This window comes from Streptomyces sp. NPDC088157, from assembly GCF_044741545.1.
Lineage (GTDB): Bacteria > Actinomycetota > Actinomycetes > Streptomycetales > Streptomycetaceae > Streptomyces.
Map to the genome: position 1 here is coordinate 232,728 of NZ_JBIUSU010000009.1, position 22,978 is coordinate 255,705.

Annotated in this window: 25 protein-coding genes and 1 pseudogene; 8 read left to right on the top strand and 18 right to left on the bottom strand. The window is 70.9% G+C overall.

Annotated features, from left to right (window positions below):
• Positions 1-80: 80 nt before the first annotated feature.
• From ACIPFH_RS33030 to ACIPFH_RS33075, 10 genes are all read right to left on the bottom strand, one after another.
• Positions 81-437, bottom strand: coding sequence for an ASCH domain-containing protein (locus tag ACIPFH_RS33030; RefSeq protein ID WP_389158621.1), 357 nt, complete (start codon positions 435-437; stop codon positions 81-83).
• Positions 434-1,534 (bottom strand): hypothetical protein, encoded by a 1,101-nt coding sequence (locus tag ACIPFH_RS33035; protein ID WP_401832291.1) that lies wholly within the window; start codon positions 1,532-1,534, stop codon positions 434-436. Before ACIPFH_RS33035 ends, ACIPFH_RS33030 begins: the two co-directional genes overlap by 4 nt.
• 138 nt (positions 1,535-1,672) lie before the next feature.
• Complete coding sequence (locus tag ACIPFH_RS33040) at positions 1,673-2,146, bottom strand: hypothetical protein (protein ID WP_401832292.1); 474 nt, start codon at positions 2,144-2,146, stop codon at positions 1,673-1,675.
• A 74-nt stretch (positions 2,147-2,220) separates the two neighbouring features.
• Positions 2,221-2,472: a pRL2-19 gene (locus ACIPFH_RS33045; RefSeq protein WP_401832294.1), complete on the bottom strand. Its 252-nt coding sequence runs from the start codon at positions 2,470-2,472 to the stop codon at positions 2,221-2,223.
• Positions 2,469-2,816, bottom strand: a complete 348-nt coding sequence (locus ACIPFH_RS33050; protein WP_401832295.1) for a hypothetical protein — start codon at positions 2,814-2,816, stop codon at positions 2,469-2,471. Before ACIPFH_RS33050 ends, ACIPFH_RS33045 begins: the two co-directional genes overlap by 4 nt.
• Before the next feature lie 35 nt (positions 2,817-2,851).
• A complete protein-coding gene (locus ACIPFH_RS33055) occupies positions 2,852-3,160 on the bottom strand; it encodes a hypothetical protein (RefSeq protein WP_401832296.1) in 309 nt (102 codons plus the stop codon).
• Between the two features lie 123 nt (positions 3,161-3,283).
• A complete protein-coding gene (locus ACIPFH_RS33060; protein ID WP_401832297.1) occupies positions 3,284-3,502 on the bottom strand; it encodes a hypothetical protein in 219 nt (72 codons plus the stop codon).
• Between the two features lie 414 nt (positions 3,503-3,916).
• Positions 3,917-4,075 (bottom strand): hypothetical protein, encoded by a 159-nt coding sequence (locus tag ACIPFH_RS33065; protein ID WP_401832299.1) that lies wholly within the window; start codon positions 4,073-4,075, stop codon positions 3,917-3,919.
• 67 nt (positions 4,076-4,142) lie between these two features.
• Positions 4,143-4,745 (bottom strand): hypothetical protein, encoded by a 603-nt coding sequence (locus ACIPFH_RS33070; RefSeq protein ID WP_401832300.1) that lies wholly within the window; start codon positions 4,743-4,745, stop codon positions 4,143-4,145.
• A gap of 81 nt (positions 4,746-4,826) precedes the next feature.
• Entirely contained in the window at positions 4,827-6,341 is a 1,515-nt protein-coding gene (locus ACIPFH_RS33075) for a recombinase family protein (protein WP_401832303.1), read from the bottom strand.
• Between the two features lie 18 nt (positions 6,342-6,359).
• Between ACIPFH_RS33075 and ACIPFH_RS33080 the strand changes: the two are divergent.
• The 4 genes and pseudogenes from ACIPFH_RS33080 to ACIPFH_RS33095 form a co-directional block, all read left to right on the top strand.
• A pseudogene (locus tag ACIPFH_RS33080) lies at positions 6,360-6,545 on the top strand (MBL fold metallo-hydrolase); the annotation flags it as partial.
• Positions 6,546-6,850: 305 nt separating this feature from the next.
• Entirely contained in the window at positions 6,851-7,735 is an 885-nt protein-coding gene (locus ACIPFH_RS33085) for an ABC transporter substrate-binding protein (RefSeq protein WP_401832306.1), read from the top strand.
• The gene (locus tag ACIPFH_RS33090) at positions 7,732-8,664 is read left to right on the top strand and encodes an amino acid ABC transporter permease (RefSeq protein ID WP_401832307.1); all 933 of its coding nucleotides are present in this window, start codon (positions 7,732-7,734) and stop codon (positions 8,662-8,664) included. Before ACIPFH_RS33085 ends, ACIPFH_RS33090 begins: the two co-directional genes overlap by 4 nt.
• Positions 8,661-9,413 (top strand): amino acid ABC transporter ATP-binding protein, encoded by a 753-nt coding sequence (locus ACIPFH_RS33095; protein ID WP_401832310.1) that lies wholly within the window; start codon positions 8,661-8,663, stop codon positions 9,411-9,413. Before ACIPFH_RS33090 ends, ACIPFH_RS33095 begins: the two co-directional genes overlap by 4 nt.
• A 37-nt stretch (positions 9,414-9,450) precedes the next feature.
• On the opposite strand, the gene aroQ is transcribed toward ACIPFH_RS33095, so the two are convergent.
• Positions 9,451-9,924 carry a type II 3-dehydroquinate dehydratase gene (gene aroQ / locus ACIPFH_RS33100; RefSeq protein ID WP_356249872.1) on the bottom strand — a complete coding sequence of 158 codons (474 nt, stop codon included), beginning with the start codon at positions 9,922-9,924 and terminating at the stop codon, positions 9,451-9,453.
• Between the two features lie 97 nt (positions 9,925-10,021).
• Between aroQ and ACIPFH_RS33105 the strand changes: the two genes are divergently transcribed.
• Together ACIPFH_RS33105 and ACIPFH_RS33110 are read left to right on the top strand one after the other, a co-directional pair.
• Positions 10,022-11,068: a S66 peptidase family protein gene (locus ACIPFH_RS33105; protein ID WP_401832312.1), complete on the top strand. Its 1,047-nt coding sequence runs from the start codon at positions 10,022-10,024 to the stop codon at positions 11,066-11,068.
• A 69-nt stretch (positions 11,069-11,137) separates the two neighbouring features.
• Positions 11,138-12,442 carry an MFS transporter gene (locus ACIPFH_RS33110; protein ID WP_401832315.1) on the top strand — a complete coding sequence of 435 codons (1,305 nt, stop codon included), beginning with the start codon at positions 11,138-11,140 and terminating at the stop codon, positions 12,440-12,442.
• On the opposite strand, the gene ACIPFH_RS33115 is transcribed toward ACIPFH_RS33110, so the two are convergent.
• The 7 genes from ACIPFH_RS33115 to ACIPFH_RS33145 all read right to left on the bottom strand — a co-directional run bounded on the left by ACIPFH_RS33115 (position 12,432) and on the right by ACIPFH_RS33145 (position 21,183).
• On the bottom strand, positions 12,432-13,532 hold the full coding sequence (locus tag ACIPFH_RS33115; protein ID WP_401832318.1) for a calcium:proton antiporter: 1,101 nt from the start codon (positions 13,530-13,532) through the stop codon (positions 12,432-12,434). The two genes, ACIPFH_RS33110 and ACIPFH_RS33115, sit on opposite strands and share 11 nt — an antisense overlap.
• Positions 13,533-13,616: 84 nt before the next feature.
• The gene (locus ACIPFH_RS33120; RefSeq protein WP_401832319.1) at positions 13,617-13,931 is read right to left on the bottom strand and encodes a hypothetical protein; all 315 of its coding nucleotides are present in this window, start codon (positions 13,929-13,931) and stop codon (positions 13,617-13,619) included.
• Between the two features lie 125 nt (positions 13,932-14,056).
• Positions 14,057-15,058 (bottom strand): TerC family protein, encoded by a 1,002-nt coding sequence (locus ACIPFH_RS33125; protein WP_356249862.1) that lies wholly within the window; start codon positions 15,056-15,058, stop codon positions 14,057-14,059.
• Between the two features lie 224 nt (positions 15,059-15,282).
• A complete protein-coding gene (locus tag ACIPFH_RS33130; RefSeq protein ID WP_401832321.1) occupies positions 15,283-17,295 on the bottom strand; it encodes a TerD family protein in 2,013 nt (670 codons plus the stop codon).
• A 53-nt stretch (positions 17,296-17,348) separates the two neighbouring features.
• Positions 17,349-17,927, bottom strand: coding sequence for a TerD family protein (locus ACIPFH_RS33135; RefSeq protein ID WP_356249858.1), 579 nt, complete (start codon positions 17,925-17,927; stop codon positions 17,349-17,351).
• 160 nt (positions 17,928-18,087) lie between these two features.
• Positions 18,088-20,232 (bottom strand): excinuclease ABC subunit UvrB, encoded by a 2,145-nt coding sequence (gene uvrB, locus ACIPFH_RS33140; RefSeq protein WP_401832323.1) that lies wholly within the window; start codon positions 20,230-20,232, stop codon positions 18,088-18,090.
• A gap of 87 nt (positions 20,233-20,319) precedes the next feature.
• On the bottom strand, positions 20,320-21,183 hold the full coding sequence (locus ACIPFH_RS33145; RefSeq protein WP_401832324.1) for an MHYT domain-containing protein: 864 nt from the start codon (positions 21,181-21,183) through the stop codon (positions 20,320-20,322).
• A 271-nt stretch (positions 21,184-21,454) separates the two neighbouring features.
• Here ACIPFH_RS33145 and ACIPFH_RS33150 point away from each other — a divergent pair, with 271 nt between their 5' ends.
• Both ACIPFH_RS33150 and ACIPFH_RS33155 read left to right on the top strand, forming a co-directional pair.
• Positions 21,455-22,327, top strand: coding sequence for a glycerophosphodiester phosphodiesterase (locus ACIPFH_RS33150; RefSeq protein WP_401832326.1), 873 nt, complete (start codon positions 21,455-21,457; stop codon positions 22,325-22,327).
• Positions 22,328-22,412: 85 nt separating this feature from the next.
• On the top strand, positions 22,413-22,967 hold the full coding sequence (locus ACIPFH_RS33155) for a methylated-DNA--[protein]-cysteine S-methyltransferase (protein WP_401832328.1): 555 nt from the start codon (positions 22,413-22,415) through the stop codon (positions 22,965-22,967).
• The last annotated feature ends 11 nt before the right edge of the window (positions 22,968-22,978 follow it).

The window sequence follows — 22,978 nt, forward strand, 5'->3', positions numbered from 1 at the left end:
CAGGTGGACGTCCCCGGAACGCAAAAAGGCCCCCGGCCGCGCCCTCCGTGGAGGGGCGGCCGGGGGCCTTGTGTGTGGGGTTAGTCGACCAGCTCGATACCGATGGCCAGGCACCCCAGCGCTTCCTTGTCCGGCGGGTAGATGCGCCGGATGTTGGCCAGTTGCTCCTCACGGGTCGCATCGGGGTTCACCTGGGAGGGCCCTTCGGCGTCCAGGAGTTCCTCGAACGAGGCGTACTCGGCGACCCGTGTCACCCGCGTCATGCATGACCGGTCGGTGTTCTTCACGGCGAACCGGATCAGGTCACCGACGGCCAGGCCGTCGAACTTCGGGTACTTCACCCGGACTTCCCGGGTCTTGCGGCCGGTGGCCACGAGGTCGAAGTACTGGGGGTACAGGTTCAGCTCGATGACGCGGGCTGAGGTGGTGCGACTCATGTGGTCGGGCTCCCTGTGGGTACGGACATCAGCCGCGCCAGTTCCGCAGCCGAGTACGAGCGGAAGAAGTGCCGGGGGTGGGACAGCAGCAGTCCCGCCAGGTTCAGCAGGCGGTCCGCGAACTCCCCCACGGTGCCGGGCCACTTCCGGGTGTCGAGCATCCAGGGTTCGGCGCCTGCGGGCAACGCCGCCTCCCCGGAGCGGATGAGGCTCTTGGAGAGCTTGGCGCCCGTCTCGGCGACGATCATCGGGCAGAACAGCCGAGCGGGCAGTTGGCCACGGGTCAGGCCCACGGCCTGAAGCGCGCCGTCGACCAGGAGGCTCCCGGGCATCCAGTCGGTGCCCTTGACCATCACCTGGAGGACGTCGGCCTCCGCGAGCGCGGCGAGTTCCTTGACCATGTTCCGGTAGAGCGTGGCGAGGTCGAGGTAGCCGCCGCTGGTGGGCGTGATCGTGGCCGCGTAGGGGCCGTGGTGCAGGCAGACCGCCGACACACGGGCGAAGCCGCGGCCGGCGAGTTCCACACGGGTGCGCTGCGCGTACTTCTCCGCCCACCCGCAGGACTGCGGGCAGGGCACCCGCAGGTGCGGCACTCCCGTGGAGGGAGCCAGCCAGAGGCTTGCGGCGTCCAGGCGCGGCAGCACCCGCAGCCACGTCTCCCGGAACAGGCCGGTCGCCTGCTGCTGCGAGTAGGTCTCCACGCCGTACGGCACGCCCAGCCGCTCCGACAGGGCGTCGAACAAGGGCCGGTAGAGGGCGCCGACCAGGCCGGTGATGCCGTCCGTACCGAGGGCGTGGGCGTAGGCCCGCTGATAGCGGTTCCCCGATTCGGGGTCGGTGACGATCTCGTGGGGCGCGTTGTCAAGTGCCGAGAACCGGACCTCCACGGGCAGGCCGTGGCGGTCGTGGAGCCGGGCGGCCGTGGCAAACGCCATCGACTGCACCAGCGAGGTTCCGGCGTGCGGGGCGCCGTTGATCTGCGTGCCCACCACCAGGGCGATCCGCTGCGGCTTGTTGGCGTGGATGCGCGGCGCGAGGACGTCCTCCACGTTCGTCAGGGCGTTCGCGAGGACGGTGTTCGGGCTGATGAGTGTCACGGTGTTGCCTCGTCTCGTGTCGGTGACCTGCTGGCTGCGTGGGCCGGGCCGGTGGACGTGGACGGGTTGAGGGCGGATCACTCGTGCCGCGCGGCCGCCTCGAGGACGGAGGCGGCCGCGCGGAAAGCCGTACGTCGGTCAGCCGGTGGGCCCGGTGGCGATCAGGGCGGCGAGGGCGATCCATCCCTTGTGCCAGGACTGATCCAGTAGGGGCCCGGCGCCCGGGTCTCGGGTGAGCCACTGACCTTTGCCGCTGCGGTGGGCGAAGCGGACCAGGGCCGGGGCCTCCGGTCCGTCCTCGCGCCAGTGGCCGGCGCACCGGTCGGCGACGTAGTGCGTGACGGCGGAGACGGCGAGCCCGGCGGCAGCGCGCCGCCAGTCCAGGCGCAGCCCGAGGTGCCGGGAGGCGGCCGCCAGGGCGAGGGCCTGCGTGGCGGTGTAGGAGGCGACGTGCCGGGCGCAGGCGGCCCGTCCCTCGTGCCCTTGGCGGCCCTTGGCGACCGCGTCCCTGTCCTGCTGCACCCAGTAGTCCGCGACCTCGTGGGACGCGGTGAGCAGGGCGTAGACGGCGGCGAACTGGGCGGCCGCGGCGGTGCTGGTCGTGGTGCGCATGCGGGGTGCTCCTTCGGTGGTGTCGGGAAGGCCGGCGGCGGCCTGGAGCGGCGGCCGCCGGTGTGGTGCGGGTGTCACTCGAACCGGACGCCGGGGCCGTCGACCTCGGGCGGCCGGGGGCGGACGGACAGGCGCACCGTGCCGTCCCCCAGCGGTTCCAGGGCCACGGCGTGCCAGGACCCGTCAGGGCCTCCGGTGGAGTCGGGCTCGAACGCGGTGACCGGGATGGTCAGGGAGCCGCCGTGCGCCATGAGGACGGCGACGAGCATCGAGTGCGAGAGGTCTTCGGGCCGGACCGGGAGGCCGTCAAGCGGGCCGCCGGTCACCGGTCGTCCTCCGCCGCGTGCAGCTGCTCGCCGTGCTCCTGGTCCTCGTCCTCGTCGGCGAGCTCGTCGGGCGGGGCCGGGATGACGTGCCCGCAGTGGTGGCACCGGTCGCCCTCCCCGGTGGCGAACGTGGAGCCGCAGCACACGGGGCACTCGCCGCGCTCCAGGACGGGCAGCCCGCCGCTTCGGCAGCTCGGGCAGCGGTCCGAGGTGCCCGCGTCCTTGGCGTCCCACCCGGCGCGCTGGGCGGAGAGGCGGACGGCGGTGAGGGTGAGCAACGGATCCCCGAGGTACAGGGCGACACAGCCTGTGGTGTTGCAGGTGATGGCCCGGGTCATGGTCATGGGGTCGGTGTCCTCCTGGTGGTCGTCGGCGGCCGCTACGGCAGAACCGGGTGGGAGTCGACTGCGGCGCGGTCGTACGGCCTCGTGCGGCCGCACCAGGTGCAGTGCGCGCCGAACTCCGTGGGCGTCGTGGAGCCGCCGCAGCACGGGCAGAGACCGCGCTCGGTCACGGGCCCGGAGCCGACCCGGCAGCCCGGGCAGCGGACCGACAGGCCGGAGGCCGGGACGTCCCAGCCGAGACGGATAGCGGCCGCGCGTACGGCGTCCAGGCCGTAGCGGGGCGGGGCGAGGTACAGAGCGATGCATGCCGGTTGGCCGCAGGCGACGGCCCTCTGGAAGGGCATGGGTGGACTCCTTGGGTGATTCGGTCGGGAGGGGTGGCCGGTCGGCCTGGAAGGCCCTCGGGACGCCCTGGCGGGCGTGCTGAGGACCGATCAGGGCGGCCGGGCGGTGAGGGGCCCGGGCGGTCAGTTGCGGACGTCGTTGCGGTTGCGGGCGAACATGCCGCGCGCGGTGCTCTGGACCTCGGTCTTGTTCGTGACCTGGACGGAGCCCTTGAAGACGTTGGTGGTGTGCGACCTCTTGGCCTTGGCGACGGCCGCGCCGATGGCGACCGCAGCGAGGGCGACGCCGACGAACGGGGCGAGCAGGATCAGCGCGAACGTCTGGAGGCTCGGGACGCTCACCAGGGACAGGCCCTTGAAGACGAGCCAGGCGGCGGCACCCGAGGCCGGTCGCCCCGGCGCCGACCCCGAGGGAGCCGACCGCGAGCCCGGCCGCCCAGGAGGGCACCACGCGCTTGTCGTCCTGCCACACGGGCGGGGTGCCGGTCTCGCCGGTCTTCGGCACGGGCGTCTCGTCGCGGAACGACGTCACCGGGGCGGGCTGCTGCTCGGGCCGGTAGACGCTCTCCACGTCGGCGATCAGCGCGCGGACGTGCGGCGGGAGCTGCCGGGACTGCTCGGGGCGGGTCGGTTCCATTGGGTTCCTCCTGGGCGGGTACGAGGACGGCCCCCGGCGGGGGTGCCGGGGGCCGTGCGTGGGGCAACAGGAAGGCCCGGAGCCGAGATGCTCCGGGCCTGGCGCGCGAGGGCGGGCGGTCAGTCGTCGTCCTCGTCGGGGGTGGTGTTGGTCGCGCCGCAGTTCCAGCAGTCGAACTCACCCGGCAGCTCGTAGTGGGTGGTCGACCAGAAACCGCGGGGCTTCCCCCAGACGACACAGGTCGTGCCGCACCGCCAGCAGTCGAATTCGAAGTCCATGACGGTCAGCATGGCGGCCTCCGGGGACGTCCGGGGAGGTATCTGCCGGACGTCCCCGGCCGGGCGGTCAGTCGCCCGAGGGGGCGGCGGGCAGGGCCCACATGCCGCGCTCAGGCTGCTCCAGCTCGCCGTGTGACTTCATCTCGGACAGGGTCGGCGCGATGTTCCGCACCTGGCGGCCGCCGTCCGCGTTCACCTTCGCCTGGAGGTCGTGCTTGTTCAGCGGGCCATCGGCGAGGGCGTCGAGGATGCGGCTGCGGGTGGACGGGGCGCTCTTGCCCTTGGACGGCGGCGGCATGAGGCCGGCGCCCGGGGCGGTGGGGTCCATCGTCGGCCCGGCCGGGGACGGCGCGGGCGTCTGGACGGGCGGGGCGAGGTAGGCCGTGGACTGCGGGTCGACCCCGGCGGCCTCCAGGCCCTCCGCCACGGCGTGCGCGGCCGCCACGTCGTTCACGGTGATCGGGCCGCCCCGGGCGGCGTAGACGCCGCCCATGTGCGGGACGGATTCGGCCTCCAGTCGGGCGGGCTCGCCCGGGCCGTACAGGTCCACGATGGCCGGGTCCAGGCCGTTGACGGGGACCGGGGAGCCGACCCGGAAGAACCGCATCAGGGCGGTCGGCCGGGGCGAGCCCAGGAGGTACGCCTGTCCGGCCGTGGAGGTGCCGGGCACGTCGGGGCCGGTGCGCTCGAACCGGGAGCGCAGGACGGGCGGGCCGCTACGGCGAGGGATCGGGACCAGGCATCCGCACGCTCAGTCGCCCGTCCGCGCCCACTGGAGTTCAATGGTGCTCTGGTCGAACCCGGGGCCGCGCCGCGCCACCGGGTGCACCCTCAACCGCAGGCCCAGACCGTCCAAGACCCGCCGCTGCTGCGGCACCTCGAGCGCTTCCCACGTCTCCGCCGACCGAGGCCCCACAAGGCCGTCGAAAGCGTCGAGGTCGAAGGCCGGCCGCAACCGGCGCGCCTCGTTCTGCGCGTCCGTGATCTGCTTCGCCAGCTTCGCCGTGATACGCCGCAACTGCTCACGGGTGATGATCCCGTCCGCGTAGTCGTCCGCCGCCGCCTCCTGGCGCGCCTTCAGCCCCTCCGCCCGCTCCAGGGCCGCCAGGGCCGCCGAGTCGTCCCCGCGGAACACCTCGGCCGCCTCGGGCCGCGACAGCACACCCACAACGACCCGCCCCACGTAGCGGTCGAGCGCTTCCTCATTCCGGCCGACGCAGCCTCCCGCGTCGCAGACATACGTCGGCTGCTTCCTGCCCCGGTTCGCGTTCCCCTTCAGCGCAACCCGGAACACCGACCCGCACGGCCCGCACGTGGCGACCTCGCCCCACGTCAGCAGATGCTTCCGCGCCCCCGGCAGCTCCCGCACCACGGCCCGCTCCGCGAATAGGTTCCGCAGCTGCGCGTACTGCTCGTCTGTGATGAGCGCCGGCCATGCCGCCTTGTACTCCACACCCTGGTGCACGCGGATCCCCACGTTCGCCGGGCGCAGCGCGAGCTTCTTCACGCTGGTCTTGTTCCACAGCGACCCGTCCTCGTTCTGCCCGACCGCCCGCCGCTTGAGCTGCATCCCGGCACCGGGCGATGGCACACCACGCTCGTTCAGGTCAGCCGTGATGCCGATGAGACTGCCGCCAGCCAGCAGGCGAGTGACGATCTCCCGGACAATCCCGGCCTGTACCGGGTCCTCGACGTCATGGAATCCGCTTACCTGGCCTCGCGCGTCGTACTCGTACTGACGCCGCCACCCGTACGCCACGGCGCCGTTCGCCCGGCCCTCCTGGGCGCGCTCCAGGGCGGCCCGAGCCACCCGCTCACTCTTCACCTCGGACTCGGCGGTGTCGGACTCGCCGAGGTTGGCGAGCTGCGACCGGTCCGACGCCTTCGCCATGTTGAACAGGCCGCCCGACTCGAACGCGACCCAGCACCCCGCGTGCCGCAAGTCCTCGATCGCCTGCGCGCGCTCAACACGACGCCGCCACACGCGCGACGGGTGGTAGCCCGCGACGATGACCCGGACACCGGGTTCGCGGGCGGCCTCGATTGCGTCGGCCATCAGCCGGTCATACTCGGGGCGTTCCTCGCCCGAGTGGGCGGAGACGTCATTCTCGATGTACTCGCCGCCGACCTCCCAGCCGTTCTCCTCGGAGAACGTGCGCAGGTCGCTCATCTGCCGTTTGACGCCCCGTCGGCGGTCGCGGGGGTCCTCGGAGATCCGGGCGTACAGGAAGACGAGGGTACGGCGCGGGAGCGTCCTAGTGTTCACGGGAGAGAACCCTAGGGGTTCCCCGGCGGTGTGGGCAACACGCGCAAGGACCCGGCGGCGTTCGCCGCCCTGATCCACGACGTCGAGACGAAGATCTTCGCCGTGCTGCCGGACGAGACCTGGGTCTATCCGGGCCACGGAAACGACACCACGCTGGGCGCGGAGCGGCCGCACCTTCCCGAGTGGCACGCGCGCGGGTGGTGAGCCGACGCGAGCTCTTTCACAGGGGGCGTGCGTCACGGAACGCGCGCCCCGTGTGAATCGCGTGCACGCGCCGATCCCTCGCGCGCGCTCCCCGCACTCGTAGTTGCGCGGTCAACTGGTCTCAGTTCCGCGCGGGATGACGGCTCCGGTGCGGATCGGGCCGCCGGTCCACGATCCCCGCCCTCGACCGGCGGCCCAGGGGAGGTCGTCGAGCCTGTTCACGAGAACGCAACACCCGTTCCCAATATGCGGACGATTGATGGTGTGACCTCGACACACAGGGTTTTCGCTGCCACTCTCCGGCCATGCACATTGCCCCGCGTGTTCTGCGCCGCGCCGTAGCCGGCGCCACCGTAGCCCTTCTCGCGACCGCCGTCGGCTGCGCTCCGCAGCCGGAGGAGAAGGCGGCTTCCACGCCTTCCGGTTCGAGCGCGAACACCTGCGCCAAGGGCAAGCTGGCCACCGAGACCTCCGGCAAGCTGACGATCGCGACCGACGAGCCCGCGTACGAGCCGTGGTTCAAGGACGACAAGCCGTCCAACGGGGAGGGCTTCGAGTCGGCGGTGGCCTATGCCGTGGCGGAGCGGCTCGGTTACGACAAGAGCGCCGTCGTCTGGCAGAGCGTGCCGTTCAACAAGGCGTTCGCGCCCGGCGAGAAGACCTTCGACTTCGACATCAACCAGGTGTCGATCAGCGAGGAGCGCAGGAAGGCCGTCGACTTCTCCTCCGGCTACTACGACGTGCGTCAGGCCGTCATCGCCCTGAAGGGCAGCAAGGCCGCCGAGGCGACCGGCATCGCGGACCTCAAGGGCCTCAAGCTGGGCGCCCAGGTCGGCACGACCAGCCTGAACTACATCGACGACGTGGTGAAGCCCACCGGGCAAGCGGCCGTCTACGCCAAGAACGACCAGGCCAAGTCCGCGCTGAAGAACGGCCAGGTCGACGCCGTCGTCACCGATCTGCCGACCGCCTTCTACATCACTGCCGCCGAGGTCACGGACGCCGAGATCGTCGGCCAGTTCGAGAACCGGGGCAGCGCGCCGGAGCAGTTCGGGCTCGTGCTCGACAAGGGCAGCGCGCTCACCTCCTGCGTGACCACAGCCGTGGACGCGCTCCGCGAGAACGGCACCCTGGCGAAGATCGAGCAGCGGTGGCTCTCCGACGCCGTCGACGCCCCGGTGCTCAAGTGACGTTCACGAAGGACGAGTCCGGCCGGGAAGGCACGGACGGCGAGGGCGACGGGTCCGGGGGCGACCGGGACGCCTCCGGTGACGGCTACGTCCCCTCGCGGCGGCGGCTGGAGCGCGAGCGCCACAAACGCGCGCGTGCCCGCCGCGCCACGGCGATCGCCGCCCTGTCGACCCTGGTCACGGGGGCCGTCCTGTACCTGGTCGTCGTCGGCGCGCCGGGCTGGTCACGCACCAAGGAGACCTTCTTCGACGGGCAGTACGCGCGCGAGGCGTTCCCCAAGGTCCTCGAGGGGCTCTGGCTGAACGTCAGACTGCTGCTGATCTGCGGCGCCGCCGTGCTCGTCCTCGGCATGCTCATCGCCGTGGCCCGCACCCTGCGCGGGCCCGTGTTCTTCCCGCTGCGGGTGCTGGCGGCGGCGTACACGGACTTCTTCCGCGGCCTGCCACTGATCATCAACCTGATGATCGTGGTGCTGGGCGTCCCGGCGCTGCGGCTGCAGGGCGTGACCGTCGACCCCGTCCTGCTGGGCGGTACGGCACTGACGCTCACGTACTCGGCGTACGTCGCCGAGGTGTTCCGCGCCGGCATCGAGTCCGTGCACCCCTCCCAGCGCGCCGCGGCCCGCTCGCTGGGCCTGAACAACCGGCAGGCACTGCGCTTCGTGGTGCTTCCCCAGGCGGTGCGCCGCCAGGTACCGCCGCTGCTGAACGACCTGGTGTCGCTGCAGAAGGACACCGGTCTCGTCTCCATCGGCGGCGCGATCGACGCCGTACGCGCGGCGGACATCATCGTGGGCCGCAGCCTGAACTACACGCCGTACATCGTCGCGGGACTGGTCTTCGTGGCGCTGACCATCCCGATGACCCGCTTCACGGACTGGGTGACGGCCCGGATGGACCGTCAGCGGGCCCAGGGAGGAACGACATGAGCGACGCTCCGGTGCTGCGGATGGAGTCCGTCCGCAAGACCTTCGGCGGCTCCGTCGTCCTGCGGGACGTCGACCTGGAGGTCGCCCCGCACACGGTGACGGCGCTGATCGGCGCCTCCGGCTCCGGCAAGTCCACGCTGCTGCGCTGCGCCAACCTGCTCGAGGACATCGACGACGGCGCGATCTGGCTGGACGGCGAGGAGATCACCGACCCGCGCGTCGACCAGGACGCGGTACGGCGCCGTATCGGCGTGGTCTTCCAGGCGTACAACCTGTTCCCGCACATGACGGTGCTGGAGAACATCACGCTCGCCCCGCGGCGCGTGCACGGCGTCGCCCGCGCGCAGGCGGAGGAACACGCCAGGTCGCTCCTGGAGCGGCTCGGGCTGGCCGGCAAGGCGGGCGAGTACCCCGACCGGCTCAGCGGCGGCCAGCAGCAGCGGGTGGCGATCGTCCGTGCCCTGGCCGTGCGTCCCCGGCTGCTGCTGCTCGACGAGATCACGGCGGCCCTCGACCCGGAACTGGTGGGCGAGGTCCTGAACGTCGTCCGGGATCTGAAGGCGGACGGCATGACCATGGTGCTCGCCACCCATGAGATGGGCTTCGCGCGCGAGGTGGCCGACCAGGTCTGTTTCCTGGACGAAGGCGTCGTACTGGAGCGGGGCACCGCCGAGCAGCTCTTCGGCGACCCGCGGCAGGAGCGCACGCGGCGCTTCCTGCGGCGGATCGTGGAGGCGCGCCGTCTCTGAAGGGCGCGGTAAGGGGCGTGCGCCTGGAAAGCGGTGCTTACGCGTCGGCCTTCCCCGCGCCCGCCAGCGCGGCGACCCGTTCCACGCCGAACACGTAGCCCTGCACCCCGCAGCCCGCGATGACCCCGTCGGCGCGCAGCGAGACGTACGAGTGGTGCCGGAAGGACTCGCGCTGGTGGATGTTGGAGATGTGGACCTCCAGCACCGGCAGGCCGTCACAGGTGCTGAGGGCGTCCAGGATGGCGACCGATGTGTGCGAGTAGGCGCCCGGGTTGATCACGATGCCGCAGTGGTTCAGCCGCGCCTCGTGGATCCAGTCGACCAGTTGGCCCTCGTGGTTGGACTGCCGGAAGTCCACGGTACCGCCGTGCGTGGCCGCCGCCTTGACGCACAGCGCCTCGACGTCGGCGAGTGTGTCGGACCCGTAGATCTCCGGCTGGCGCTGGCCCAGGAGATTCAGGTTGGGGCCGTTGAGGATCATGATCGGGGCGTTGGCCAGGCTGCGGGGCACGGTTCCTCCGGTCCGTAGTGGGCGGTCCGTCGGGAACCGTCGCTCCTACCGGTTTATCACGGTGAAACCGCAGGGCAGCGGGCCGTACCCTCCCGGCATGGCCACGTTCTCGTATCCCCCGAAGCCCTCGCCCGGCGACCGCATAGCCGTCCTCTCGCCCTCCGCGGGCCTGCCCGGGCTCTTCCCGCGCCCCTACGAACTGGGCCTGGAGCGGCTCCGCGAGAACTTCGGCCTGGAGCCCGTCGAGTACCCGACGACCCGCACGATGGGGTCGACGCCGCGGGAGCGCGCCGACGACATCCACGCCGCGTTCGCCGACCCGGATGTGAAGGCGGTCGTCGCGTCGATCGGCGGCGACGACCAGATCACCGTACTGCCCCTGCTGGACCGGGAGTTGCTGCGCGCCCACCCCAAGCCGTTCTTCGGGTGGAGCGACAACACCAACCTGTTGGCGTTCCTGTACAGCACCGGCATCGTGGGCTACCACGGGGCGAGCGTGATGTGCGAGCTCGGGCGCCCCGGAGCCATGCACCCACAGACCGCCGACTCGCTGCGCGCCGCGCTGTTCACCTCGGGCCCCTACGAGCTGCGGCCCGCCGAGCGCTGGAACGACGTCAGCCGCGACTGGGCCGACCCGGAGACCTTCGAGACGGAGCCCGACAGCCGGCCCGGCGCCGGTTGGAGCTGGGTCAACGCCGACCGTGTGGTGGAGGGCCGCAGTTGGGGCGGAAACCTGGAGATCCTCTCCTGGCTGCTGATGGCCGACCGCGAGATCGCGCGCGACCCCGCGACGTACGACGGCGGGGTCCTGATCCTGGAGACGTCCGAGGAGCTGCCCAGCGCCTCGGACGTCTTCCGGATCCTGCGCAACATGGGCGAGCGCGGGCTGCTGCGGCGCTTCCCGGCGTTGCTGATGGCCCGCGCCAAGAGCTGGTCCTTCGAGCGCCCCAACAGCCCGGAGGAGGCGGCCCGTTACGCAGGGGAACAGCGCACGGCTGTGGAGCGCGCGCTACGGGCGTACGCGCCCGACACCCTGGCCGTCTTCGACGTGGACTTCGGCCACACCGACCCGCAACTGGTCATCCCCTACGGCGGTACGGTCCGTGTCGACGGTCCCGCACGGCGCATCACCGTGACCTACTGAGCCCCTGGCGGCCGTCCGCACCCCCACGCGCCCCCGTAACCCGCGATCACTGTGGGTGGTTGACGCGGCATGCACGACGTACGCACCGTGAAGGCGCCCTCCATGCCACGGCTCGCGACCGCCTCGCTCGCCGGGACGGCCATCGAGTTCTACGACTTCTTCGTCTACGGGACCGCGGCCGCGCTGGTCCTGGGGCCGCTGTTCTTCCCGACGTTCTCGCCGCTGGCGGGAACGCTGGCCGCGTTCGCGACATTCGGCGTGGGGTTCGTGGCCCGGCCGCTGGGAGCGGTGCTGTTCGGGCACATCGGGGACCGGCGCGGGCGGCGGCCCGTCCTCGTCGTCTCCCTGCTGCTGACCGGTGCCTCGACGGTCGCGGTCGGCTGCGTGCCGACGTACGACACGATCGGGGTGGCCGCCCCCCTGCTGTTGCTCGTCCTGCGTTTCCTCCAGGGGCTGGGGCTCGGCGGGGAATGGGGCGGCGCGGTGCTGCTGACCGCGGAACACGCGCCCGCCGGGCGGCGCGCGCTGTGGTCGAGCTTCCCGCAGGTCGGGCCCGCGGTGGGCTTCCTGCTCGCCAACGGGGTGGTGCTGGTCCTGTCCGTGGCGCTCACGGAGACGCAGTTCACGCGATGGGGGTGGCGGGTGCCCTTCTGGGCGGCCGGCGCGCTCGCCGTGCTGGGCCTGTGGCTCAGGTCGTCGCTGCCCGAGAGCCCGCGGTTCCTGGAGATCGACGACCACGCGCGTGTGCCGTTCGCCGAGGTCGTGCGCGACCACTGGCGGCTCGTCCTGCTGACCGCCGGCGCGCTCGCCGTCGGGTACGCGATCTTCTACGCCGTGACGACCTGGTCGCTGGCGTACGCGACGGAACGGCTCGGTGTCAGCCGCACGGTCATGCTGACCTGCATCATGGCCGCCGTGGTGGTGAAAGGTGCGCTGACGCCCGTGATGGCGCTGCTCGGCGACCGCTTCGGCCGACGGCCGTTGTGCCTCGTGGGCTGCGCGGCGGCCGCGCTGTGGATGTTCCCGCTGGTCGCGCTGCTCTCGACCGGCGAGCCGCTGCCGATGTTCGTCGGCTTCCTGGGGGCGCTGCTCGCTTTCGTCACGATGTTCGCGGTGATCGCGGCATATCTGCCGGAGCTGTACGCGCCACGTGTGCGCTGTACCGGTGCGGCGGTCGGCTACAACCTCGGCGGCGTCCTCGGGGGCGCGCTCACGCCGATCGTGGCGACCGCCCTCGCGGAGCGGTCGGGGCGGGTCCCCTGGGGTGTGGGCGCGTATCTGACGGGGATCGCGCTCCTCAGCCTGGGCTGCTTCGCGCTGCTCCCGGAGACCCGGCCGGTGCCGGTGGCCGCCGTGCGGCCGGCTACGGATTGATCGCCAGCTCCAGATAGGCCGCGAACAACACGAGATGGACGCCGCCCTGCAACGGCGTGGCCCGTCCCGGGACCACCGTCAGCGAACTGACCACGACGGTCAGCGCCAGCAGCACCATGTAGGTGAAGCCGAGGCCGAGGACGAGCGGCCCGGAGAGCCAGACAGAGGCCAGGGCGACCGCGGGGATGGTGAGACCGATACTGGCCATCGCGGAACCGAGCGCGAGGTTGAGGCTGGTCTGCACCCGGTCGCGGCGGGCGGAGCGCAGCGCGGCGATGGTCTCGGGGAGCAGCACCAGCAGCGCGATGACCACACCGACGACCGCCTGGGGCAGTCCGGCCGCCTCCACTCCTGACTCGATCGTGGGCGAGACCCCCTTGGCGAGGCCCACCACACCGATCAGGGCGAGGCCGAGCAGCCCGAGGCTGATCAGGGCGGTCCGGGACGTGGGGGTGCCTGCGTGGTCGTCGGCGGTGATCACGTCTCCCTGACGGGTGACCGGGAGAAAGTAGTCGCGGTGCCGGATGGTCTGGGTCGCCACGAACAGCCCGTACAGGACCAGCGAGGACAGTGCGGCGAAGGTGAGCTGGACGCTGGAGAACTCCGGGCCCGGTTTGCTGGTGGTGAAGGTCGGCAGCACCAGGCTCAGCGTGGCCAGGGTCGCGACGGTCGCCAGGGCCGCGCCGGTGCCCTCCGGGTTGAAGATCGCCGTGCCGTGCCGCAGCGAGGCGGCCAGGAGGCAGAGGCCGACGATGCCGTTGCAGGTGATCATCACGGCCGCGAAGACGGTGTCCCTGGCCAGCGTCGAGCTCTTGTCACCGCCGTCCGCCATCAGCGTGACGATCAGGGCGACCTCGATGATCGTCACGGCGACCGCGAGGACGAGGGAACCGAAGGGTTCGCCGACCCGGTGGGCCACGACCTCCGCGTGGTGCACGGCGGCCAGGACCGCTCCGGCGAGCACCGGGGTCACCACCGCGACGACCGCGCCGGGCAGGTCGCGTCCCCAGGTCAGGGCCAGCAGGACCACCGCCAGCGCCGGCACGAGGGACGTCCACCGGGCCGTGACCGATCCGAGCCGAGCGATCATGCTGCGATCGTCGCAGAGCCGTAGGGGCCTCGCATGCCGGCCTGCACGGCCCGTGCGGGCCCTGCAGGCCGTGCGCAGACTCCGTCAGCCGAACTCGGTGGTGTCCTGGACGTCGCAGTCGGTGAAGGACGGGGGGCTGGTACAGAGCGCGGCCATCCGCTCGGCGAACTTGCCCGTCTCCGGATCGTCACTGTTGCGCATGGCCTCGTCGTAGGAGTCGAACTCGACGACCACGAGGTAGCGGTTCGGCCGGCTCCGGTCCTTGAGGACGAGGCGGCGCTTCGGGCCGTCGGCTCGGCCGGTGATGCGCTGTTCCCCCTCCTCGACCAGCGCCCGCATCTCGTCGATGCGGTCGGTCTCGAACTCGACGATCTGGACGAACCGCTGTGATGTGCCCATGGTGCCTCCACCCGGATCCGGCGTTCCCGCGTGGAAACGCCAGCTCCCAACGAAGCACCGGGAGCGGCGCCCGGCAATTCGCCGCGCACCGCTCCCGGGGGTGGTTGTTCCTACGTACTCCGTGGTCAGGCCTCGATGCTGTCCTTCGGAGCGCCTTCGCTCGCGGTCCGCGCCTCCTCGGCCGCCGCCTGCTTCTTCGAGGCCCGCAGGCTGGTGAGCGTGGTGACGATCAGGACGGAGCAGATGACGCCGAGCGAGACCGGGATACTGATCTCGGGCACATGGACCCCGGACTCGTGCATGGCGTGCAGCACCAGCTTCACGCCGATGAAGCCGAGGATCACCGACAGGCCGTAGCTGAGGTGGACCAGCTTCCTCAGCAGACCGCCGATGAGGAAGTAGAGCTGCCGCAGACCCATCAGGGCAAACGCGTTGGCCGTGAAGACGATGTAGGGGTCCTGCGTCAGGCCGAAGATCGCGGGGATGGAGTCGAGGGCGAAGAGCACGTCGGTCGTGCCGATCGCGAGCATCACGACCAGCATCGGGGTCATGACCCGCTTGCCGTTCTGCTCGATCCACAGCTTCGTACCGTGGTAGCGGTCGGCCACGCCGAAGCGCTTCTCCACGGCCTTGAGCAGCTTGTTCTCCTCGAACTCCTCGTCCTCCTCGTCGGCCCGGGCCTCCTGGATGAGCTTCCAGGCGGTCCAGATGAGGAAGGCGCCGAAGAGGTAGAAGACCCAGGCGAAGCTGGCGAGGATCGCGGCGCCCGCGGCGATGAAGATCGCTCGCAGGACCAGGGCTATGAGGACGCCTACGAGCAGGACCCGTTGCTGGTACTGCGAGGGGACCGCGAACTTCGCCATGATCAGGACGAAGACGAAGAGGTTGTCGACACTGAGGGACTTCTCGGTGATGAAGCCCGCGAAGAACTCGCCGGCCGGTTCACCACCGCTGAAGACGAGGAGCCCGACTCCGAAGAGACCGGCCAGGGCGATCCAGACGACGGTCCAGATCCCCGCTTCCTTGATCGACACGTCGTGCGGCTTGCGGCCGATGAAGAAGTCGACCGCGATGAGGGCGGCAAGGCCCAAGATGGTCGGGACCCATAGGGCCAGGGAAACATCCACTGCGCCTCCGGCAGTACGTAACGGCAGGTGATCAGCGTCGTCGCGCTGCCGGAGGTCTCTTCCACCCAAGATGGGCCGACGCCCCGGGACCAGGCCTGATCCGTATTGACGGGTACGTCGCAGCGGGAGTACTCCCCTCCGTGAGGAAAACAGTACCCCAACCACCAAGAAAAGGTAAAGCGATTGGCAAAAGAAAGGCCAAGTTGCCTGTTCAGAAGCCTTTACTAGTACTTGGTGCGAGCCTCCGCCACCTGGGCGAGCACCTGCTGAAGCACCTGGCTGCCGGGCGGCACGACGCTCGGCTCATACGTCCAGGCGTGCCCCACCCAGGGGTCGGCGAGGTGGTCGTCGGGCACCGGCGTCAGCCGCAGCAGACCACGCCACAGCGGATCCAGCAACGGACCGTAACTGTCGGCGTCCTCCCGGTCGGCCACCATCATCAGGTGCACGCCGACGCCGGGACCCTCGTCCGCGAGGTAGCGCAGCTGGGTCACGGCGCGGTCGTCGAAGCCGTGCGGGAAGTCATTGACGACCAGGAGCTGCTGGGCCGTGTCGAAGCCGGGCGGCAGCGAGTCGGCCATGCCGCCGCGCACCGCCATCTGCACCAGGTCGACGCGCTCGGTGAGCCGCCCCAGGACCGCGGCGACACCTGCCGCGCCGGCCGCGGGCGGGGCCGCGAGCACCCCGCTCCGCACCAGCGGCGCGAGTTCCCGGGCACCCGAACCGGCCGGATCGACGACGTGCACGGTGAACTCGTCCGCCGGATGCACCGCCAGCAGCCGGGCCATGTGCGCCACGGCCGACTCCATCGCGAGGCGCCGCAGTTCGTGGGAGTCGGCGAATGATCCGTCGGACGAGCCCGTCCGCCCGCTGTCGATCCACAGGCCGCGTTCGAGCGGGAGCCTGACCAGCATCGGAATGCGCAGCGGGTCGCCCTCGGGAAGGTGGAGGTCGCCCAGCCGCACGGCCATGGGCATCTCCATGGGGACGCGGTAGGCGTGCCAGACGGGGTTGTCCCAGCGCGCGTACGCCGCGGGCAGAGCCGGTTCGACGACGTCCGCCTCGGCGCCCAACTGGACGAGGTCCCGGTCCAGCGCCTCCCTGGCCTGGTCGACGAGCTGCATGTGTCTGGCCTGGGCCGCCTCGCGGGCGGCGTCACCCTGGCCGCCGATCCTGCTGCGCGGATCGGACAGGACCTGGTCCAACTCCTTGTCCATCCGCGTCTCGGCGAAGTCGACGGCGCTGCGGTACGCGGCCGTGCTGCGGGCCAGGTCCTCGAACATGCCCCAGACCTGGTTGTACAGCCGCTCCTCCATGGACCAGCCGGTCGCGTCCCCCGCGACGGGCCGGGCGGGCTGCCCGGGCTGGGCCGGAGGTGCGGTGGGCGGCGGCGGGGGCGGTGCGGAGTTCTGCCGACGCGGGTGGCTGTAGTCGATCGAGCCGCCGGTGGCGGGTGTCGTCGGCGGCGGCTGCGTGGCGTCCGGGTCCGTCGGCGTGGCGTCCGCCGGGTAGCCCGTCCCCGAGGGGCCCTGCGGGTTCTGGGTCGCCCCGTACGGGCCGGCACCGCCCTGGGTGCCCTGCGCACCGTACGGCGAGCCGCTCTGGTCCGGGCCGAGCGTGGACGCGGCCGCCTGCCGGGACCGGTCGCCGTCGGCCGTACGCGGCGGCGGGGCGGGCACCGAGCGGGCCAGGCCCTGGACCACGGCCTCGTTGATGCCGACCGCGAGCTGGTACGCCTGCGGCAGGCCCTGGTCGGTGAGGAGTTCGGCGAGGCCGCCCGCGTAGCCCTGGCCGACGGCCCGGACCTTCCAGGCACCCTGCCGCCGGTACAGCTCCAGCGCGACGACCGCCGACTCCGCGTCCAGACCGGTGATCGTGTAGGTCGCGACCTCGGTGCCGTCGAGGCCGGTGACCGCGACGAAGGGGGCCGCGACCGAGCCGAAGCTGACCGGCCCCACGCCCGTGGGCAGCGCGAGCAGGACACTGACCCGGTGCACCGTCGCCGACACGGCGTCCAGGTCCACCGCGAGGCGGTGGTCGGCGGCCGCCTGCCGGGACACCTCCAGGCCGGGCAGGGTGGGTACCCCGGGGTGGGCCACCCACTCGACGCCGGGGACCTGGCCGCTCTCGTCGCCGAGTGTGGCAACCGCCATGACCGGCCTGCCGGCCGAGACCCGGATCTCGAGGCGGACCTGGGAGAGCGGGTGGTTCTGTCCCCGCACCAGCTCGGCCGTCATCGCCTGTCGTCCCCCTGCGTCGCGTCCGGTGTTGTCGTGTGCCGCTCCGCGCCCTACAGCGCGGGCAGGATGGCGGGCATCAGGTCCTGGAAGGTGCGGCCGTTGGCAGGCGTGCCGAGAGCTGTCATGTTCCAGCCCCCGCCCACCCGGTGCACCTTCGCCATGATCTGGGCCGTGTAGGCGCCGCCGCCCGCCAGCGTGTAGCGCGCGAGCTCCTGGCCGTTGGTCTCGTCGACCAGACGGCAGAAGGCGTTCTGCACTTCCTGGAACGTCTGGCCGGTGAAGGAGTTCACCGTGAAGATGATCTGGTCGATGTGGACCGGCACGCGCGCGAGGTCGACGAGGATCGCCTCGTCGTCGCCACCCTGGCCGACACCGCCGACGAGGTTGTCACCTGTGTGACGGACCGAGCCGTCGTCACTCACCAGGTGGCGGAAGAAGACGACGTCGACCGGCTGCTTGTCGGCGAACAGAACGGCGGAGGCGTCGAGGTCGATCTCCCGGGTCCGGGAGCCGAACAGGCCGCGCCGCGGAGCCGCCTGCCAGCCGAGACCCATGCGCACCGCGGTCAGGCTGCCCCCGTCGTGCTTCTGAAGACTGATGGCCTGACCCTTGGTCATGTTGACGGTCACGCGCTGATTCCCCTCTCGAACTGTCCCCTGTTGCCGCGAGCCCGCGGTTGACGGAAACCCTACGCAAAGGCACTGACACTGCCGTACCCAGGCCCGCACTTTGTGTCGGTCTTGCAACACAGCGCGTGCGGGGCCGGGGCACAGCGACCGCACGGGTCCGTCAGGCCAGACCCGCCTCCCTCATCTGCCGCAGTTCCTTCTTCATCTCGGAGACCTCGTCGCGGATCCGGGCGGCGACCTCGAACTGGAGATCCGCGGCGGCGGCCCGCATACGCTCCGTCATCTCCTCGATCTGCCCGGCGAGTTCGGCCGCGGGGCGGTCCGTCGGCACCGTCTCCTTGACCTTGCCCTTGGCCGACCTGGCCTTGGCGCCCTTGGCCGCCTTGTCTCCGAGGGAGGGCACCGGGGCCTTGGTGCCCCGCCCGTCCTTCTTCGCGCGGTAGCCGGAGCCGAGCAGCTGCTCGGTGTCGACCTCCTCGCGGGCGATCTGGGCGACGATGTCGTTGATCTTCTTGCGGAGCGGCTGCGGGTCGATGCCCCTCGCCGTGTTGTAGGCGACCTGCTTCTCCCGGCGGCGGTTGGTCTCGTCGATGGCCCGCTCCATGCCCGGGGTGATCTTGTCGGCGTACATGTGGACCTGACCGGAGACGTTGCGCGCCGCACGGCCGATGGTCTGGATCAGCGAGGTGCCGGAGCGCAGGAAGCCCTCCTTGTCGGCGTCGAGGATCGCCACCAGGGACACCTCGGGCAGGTCGAGGCCCTCCCGCAGGAGGTTGATGCCGACCAGCACGTCGAACTCGCCGGCGCGCAGCTCGCGCAGCAGCTCGATACGGCGCAGCGTGTCGACGTCACTGTGCAGATAACGCACCTGGATGCCGAGTTCCAGGAAGTAGTCCGTGAGGTCCTCGGCCATCTTCTTGGTCAGCGTGGTGACCAGGACGCGCTCGTCCTTCTCCACCCGCGTGCGGATCTCGTGCACCAGGTCGTCGATCTGTCCCTCGGTGGGCTTGACGACGACCTCCGGGTCGATCAGGCCGGTGGGACGGATGATCTGCTCGACCACGCCGTCCCCGCGCGAGAGCTCGTACTTGCCGGGGGTCGCCGACAGATACACCGTCTGCCCGATGCGCTCCTGGAACTCCTCCCACTTCAGCGGGCGGTTGTCCAGGGCCGAGGGCAGCCGGAAACCGTGGTCGACGAGGGTGCGCTTGCGGGAGGCGTCGCCTTCGTACATGGCGCCGATCTGCGGGACGGTGACATGGGACTCGTCGATGACGAGCAGGAAGTCGTCCGGGAAGTAGTCGAGCAGGGTGTTCGGCGGGGAGCCGGGCAAGCGGCCGTCGAAGTGCATCGAGTAGTTCTCGACGCCGGAACAGGAGCCGATCTGGCGAAGCATCTCCAGGTCGTAGGTGGTACGCATGCGCAGTCGCTGGGCCTCCAGGAGCTTGCTCTGCTTCTCCAGGTCGGCCAGCCGCTCGCCCAGCTCCTTCTCGATGTCGTTGGCGGCCCGCTCCAGGCGCTCCGGGCCCGCCACGTAGTGGGTGGCCGGGAAGATGTACAACTGCTGGTCGTCGCTGATGATCTCGCCGGTGAGCGGGTGCAGCGTGGACAGGGCCTCGATCTCGTCGCCGAACATCTCGATGCGGACGGCGAGCTCCTCGTAGACCGGGAAGATCTCGATCGTGTCGCCGCGCACCCGGAAGGTGCCGCGGCTGAACGCCAGGTCGTTGCGCGTGTACTGGATGTCGACGAAGCGCCGCAGCAGCTGGTCCCGGTCGACCTCGTCACCGACGCGGAGGGGGACCATCCGGTCCACGTACTCCTGCGGGGTACCGAGGCCGTAGATGCAGGAGACCGAGGCGACCACGACGACGTCGCGGCGGGTGAGCAGCGAGTTGGTCGCGGAGTGGCGCAGGCGCTCGACCTCCTCGTTGATCGAGGAGTCCTTCTCGATGTAGGTGTCCGACTGCGGGACGTACGCCTCTGGCTGGTAGTAGTCGTAGTACGAGACGAAGTACTCGACCGCGTTGTTGGGCAGCAGTTCGCGGAACTCGTTCGCCAGCTGGGCGGCCAGGGTCTTGTTCGGCGCCATCACCAGGGTGGGGCGCTGGAGCTTCTCGATCATCCACGCGGTGGTCGCGGACTTTCCGGTGCCGGTCGCGCCGAGCAGCACGACGTCCTTCTCACCTGCCTCGACGCGCTTGGCCAGCTCGGCGATGGCCGCCGGCTGGTCGCCGCTGGGCTGGTAGGGGCTGACGACCTCGAAGGGCGCCACCGTGCGTTCGATGTGAGAAACGGGCCGCATGTCATCCACCGTACGACCCCCCACTGACAACGGGGTCCGATCAGGGGTTCCGCGGGAGCCGGCCCCGGGGTTGCGCGGCCGCGGGAGTCAGCGGTTCTGCGGGGTCCGGGACTCGCTGTGCGTCACCTTCCGGCGGCTGCGGACCTGGGAGCGGCGCGACGGGTGGGGGACGGGCGGATGCGCCGGTACGCCGGGCTTGTGCTGGGCGGGCGTCCAGTCGGGCTTGCCCATGACCATCAGCGGATCGAACACCACGACGACACCCGCGAGGCACAGGAAGGCGAGGGGGCCGATCAGCATCGGGGCGAGGAGGGTGGCGGGGGAGTCGCCCGCGGTCGGTGCCCCCGTGTGCAGATGGACGCTCATGGCGGCCATCCCGGTGTAGTGCATGCCGGTGACGGCGAGCCCCATCACCAGGCTGGCGCCCACGCTCCACAGGAAGCCCCTGACCTGTCCCGCGGCCCACAGGGCGGCGGTGGCGGCGGCCATGGCTATGGCGACGGAGATGGCGACGGTGAGCGTGTTGTACTCGAACGTTCCGTTGAAGCGCATTCCGGCCATGCCCAGGTAGTGCATCGACGCGATGCCCAGACCGGTGATGGTGCCCCCGGTGAACAGCGCCGTCCCGGTCGCGCCCCGGTAGCCGACGATGAAGATCCCCACGCCCACCATGACGATGGCGACGCCCAGGCTCGCGTAGGTCATCGGCTTGTCGTAGTGGATCGGGGCGCCTTCGACCGTGAAACCGATCATCGCGATGAAGTGCATGGTCCAGATGCCGGAGCCGATCGCCGCCGAGCCGAGGGCGAGCCATCCCGGGCGCCAGGACTGGGCGACGAGCAGGGCTCTCGTGGTGCAGCGCAGACCGAGAGCACCGCCGAGGCAGGCCATGAGGTAGGCCACCAGCGGTGTGACGAGTCCGTAGCTGAAACCGTCGACCGTGCCTTGCATCCGCGGTTGCCCTTCGCCCTGTTGCCGGATTTCCCTGAAACGCGCCCCTCCCGGGACCGCTGAGCGCGGTCAAGGCTGAGAGAGAGTATGACCCCCACCGGAATGGTCGAACGATTTTCCGGCAAAGAAACACGCCCCTGTCGCACATGTGCGGCACCGGTGAGCGGCCCCCTGCGTCTCCTTTCGTTCTGTGCCCGTCCTGCACTCCCCCGCCCGCCACGCTCTGCTGTCAATGTTGAGCTGTATGTGATGACCGACGCGAGGAGTACGCATGCACGCACGCGTAGTTGCCGCCATGACCACCGCGGTCCTTGGCACCGTCTCTTTCCTGCTCCCTGTTCACGACGCCCGGGCGGGCATCTCCCACCGGCCGTCGGTGATCGCCCACCGGGGCGCCTCCGCCTACGCCCCCGAGAACACCCTGAAGGCCGTCGACGAGGCGGCCGCGCTGGGCATCCTCTGGGTGGAGAACGACGTCCAGCGCACCAAGGACGGCGAACTCGTGGTGATCCACGACGACAGCCTCCGCCGTACGACCGACGCCGAAGAGGTCTTTCCCGGGCGCGCTCCCTGGAAGGTGCGGGACTTCACCGCGGCCGAGATCGCCCGGCTCGACGCGGGAAGCTGGTTCGGTCCCGCGTACGCGGGAGCGCGCGTGCCGACGCTGAAGCAGTACGTCGCCCGGGTGGAGCACCACCGTCAGAAGCTGCTCCTGGAGATCAAGAACCCGGAGCTGTACCCGGGGATCGAGCAGCAGACGCTCAAGCTGCTGGGCAACGAGGGCTGGCTGGACCGACGGCACCTCGCGAACCGGCTGATCGTGCAGAGCTTCGACGCCGACACTCTGCGGACCGTCCACGAGCTGAAGCCGACGGTGAGGACCGGCCTGCTCGGTATGCCGGCCGTCGCGGACCTGGCCCGGTTCGCGGTCTTCGCCGACCTGATCAACCCGTCGTACGCCTCCCTCTCCCCGGCGTACGTCTCCGCCGTGCACGCGCTCACCGGACCGCACGGCAAGCCGGTGAAGGTGTTCGCCTGGACCGTCGACGACGCCGCGACAGCCCGGGCCGTCGCCGGTTACGACGTCGACGGAGTCATCACCGACAAACCCGACGTGGTGTGGCGGGCCCTGTCCGGGCACTGACGTCCGGCGGCTCCCGGGCACCGGTGCGGGAGGGGCCGGGCCGTCGCCCCGGGGCGTTGTCAGTGGCAGGTCGTACGGTGGGCGCATGGACAGCCATGGGCAGTACGAGCAGCAGATCGTGTGGACCGTCGTCGGTACCGACATCGGTCCGCTGTTGCTTGCCGCGACCGGCGAGGGCCTGCTCAACGTCGTGTTCCACGCCACCGACGCGGTGCGTGACAAGGCGCTCGGCCGGCTGGCGGCCCGACTGGGCACGGAGCCCGTCGAGGCGCCCGACTCCCCGCTGCTGGCCGAGGCGATACGTCAGGTGGAGGCCTACTTCTCCGGCGAACGACGGGCCTTCGAGCTGCCCCTGGACTGGTCGCTGATCTCCGGCTTCAACCGCCAGGTGCTGCGCGAACTCGCGTCCGGCGTCCCGTACGGGGCGGTCGTCGGCTACGGCGATCTCGCCAAACGGGTGGGACAGCCGCTGGCGGCGCAGGCCGTGGGGGTGGCGATGGGCGCCAATCCGCTGCCGGTCGTCGTGCCCTGCCACCGGGTCGTCGAGAGCGACGGCGGCATCGGCGGGTTCGGCGGCGGTCTGGAGACCAAGCGCAAGCTGCTCGCACTGGAAGGGGTACTACCCGAGCCGCTGTTCTGAGGAGGAGACTG

Coding starts and splice junctions, on each gene's coding strand:
- ACIPFH_RS33030 (WP_389158621.1), bottom strand. CDS start 437: ATGAGTCGCACCACCTCAGCCCGCGTCATCGAGCTGAACCTGTACCCC.
- ACIPFH_RS33040 (WP_401832292.1), bottom strand. CDS start 2,146: ATGCGCACCACGACCAGCACCGCCGCGGCCGCCCAGTTCGCCGCCGTC.
- ACIPFH_RS33050 (WP_401832295.1), bottom strand. CDS start 2,816: ATGACCATGACCCGGGCCATCACCTGCAACACCACAGGCTGTGTCGCC.
- ACIPFH_RS33055 (WP_401832296.1), bottom strand. CDS start 3,160: ATGCCCTTCCAGAGGGCCGTCGCCTGCGGCCAACCGGCATGCATCGCT.
- ACIPFH_RS33065 (WP_401832299.1), bottom strand. CDS start 4,075: ATGGACTTCGAATTCGACTGCTGGCGGTGCGGCACGACCTGTGTCGTC.
- ACIPFH_RS33085 (WP_401832306.1), top strand. CDS start 6,851: ATGCACATTGCCCCGCGTGTTCTGCGCCGCGCCGTAGCCGGCGCCACC.
- ACIPFH_RS33095 (WP_401832310.1), top strand. CDS start 8,661: ATGAGCGACGCTCCGGTGCTGCGGATGGAGTCCGTCCGCAAGACCTTC.
- ACIPFH_RS33105 (WP_401832312.1), top strand. CDS start 10,022: ATGGCCACGTTCTCGTATCCCCCGAAGCCCTCGCCCGGCGACCGCATA.
- ACIPFH_RS33110 (WP_401832315.1), top strand. CDS start 11,138: ATGCACGACGTACGCACCGTGAAGGCGCCCTCCATGCCACGGCTCGCG.
- ACIPFH_RS33115 (WP_401832318.1), bottom strand. CDS start 13,532: ATGATCGCTCGGCTCGGATCGGTCACGGCCCGGTGGACGTCCCTCGTG.
- ACIPFH_RS33120 (WP_401832319.1), bottom strand. CDS start 13,931: ATGGGCACATCACAGCGGTTCGTCCAGATCGTCGAGTTCGAGACCGAC.
- ACIPFH_RS33130 (WP_401832321.1), bottom strand. CDS start 17,295: ATGACGGCCGAGCTGGTGCGGGGACAGAACCACCCGCTCTCCCAGGTC.
- uvrB (WP_401832323.1), bottom strand. CDS start 20,232: ATGCGGCCCGTTTCTCACATCGAACGCACGGTGGCGCCCTTCGAGGTC.
- ACIPFH_RS33145 (WP_401832324.1), bottom strand. CDS start 21,183: ATGCAAGGCACGGTCGACGGTTTCAGCTACGGACTCGTCACACCGCTG.
- ACIPFH_RS33150 (WP_401832326.1), top strand. CDS start 21,455: ATGCACGCACGCGTAGTTGCCGCCATGACCACCGCGGTCCTTGGCACC.
- ACIPFH_RS33155 (WP_401832328.1), top strand. CDS start 22,413: ATGGACAGCCATGGGCAGTACGAGCAGCAGATCGTGTGGACCGTCGTC.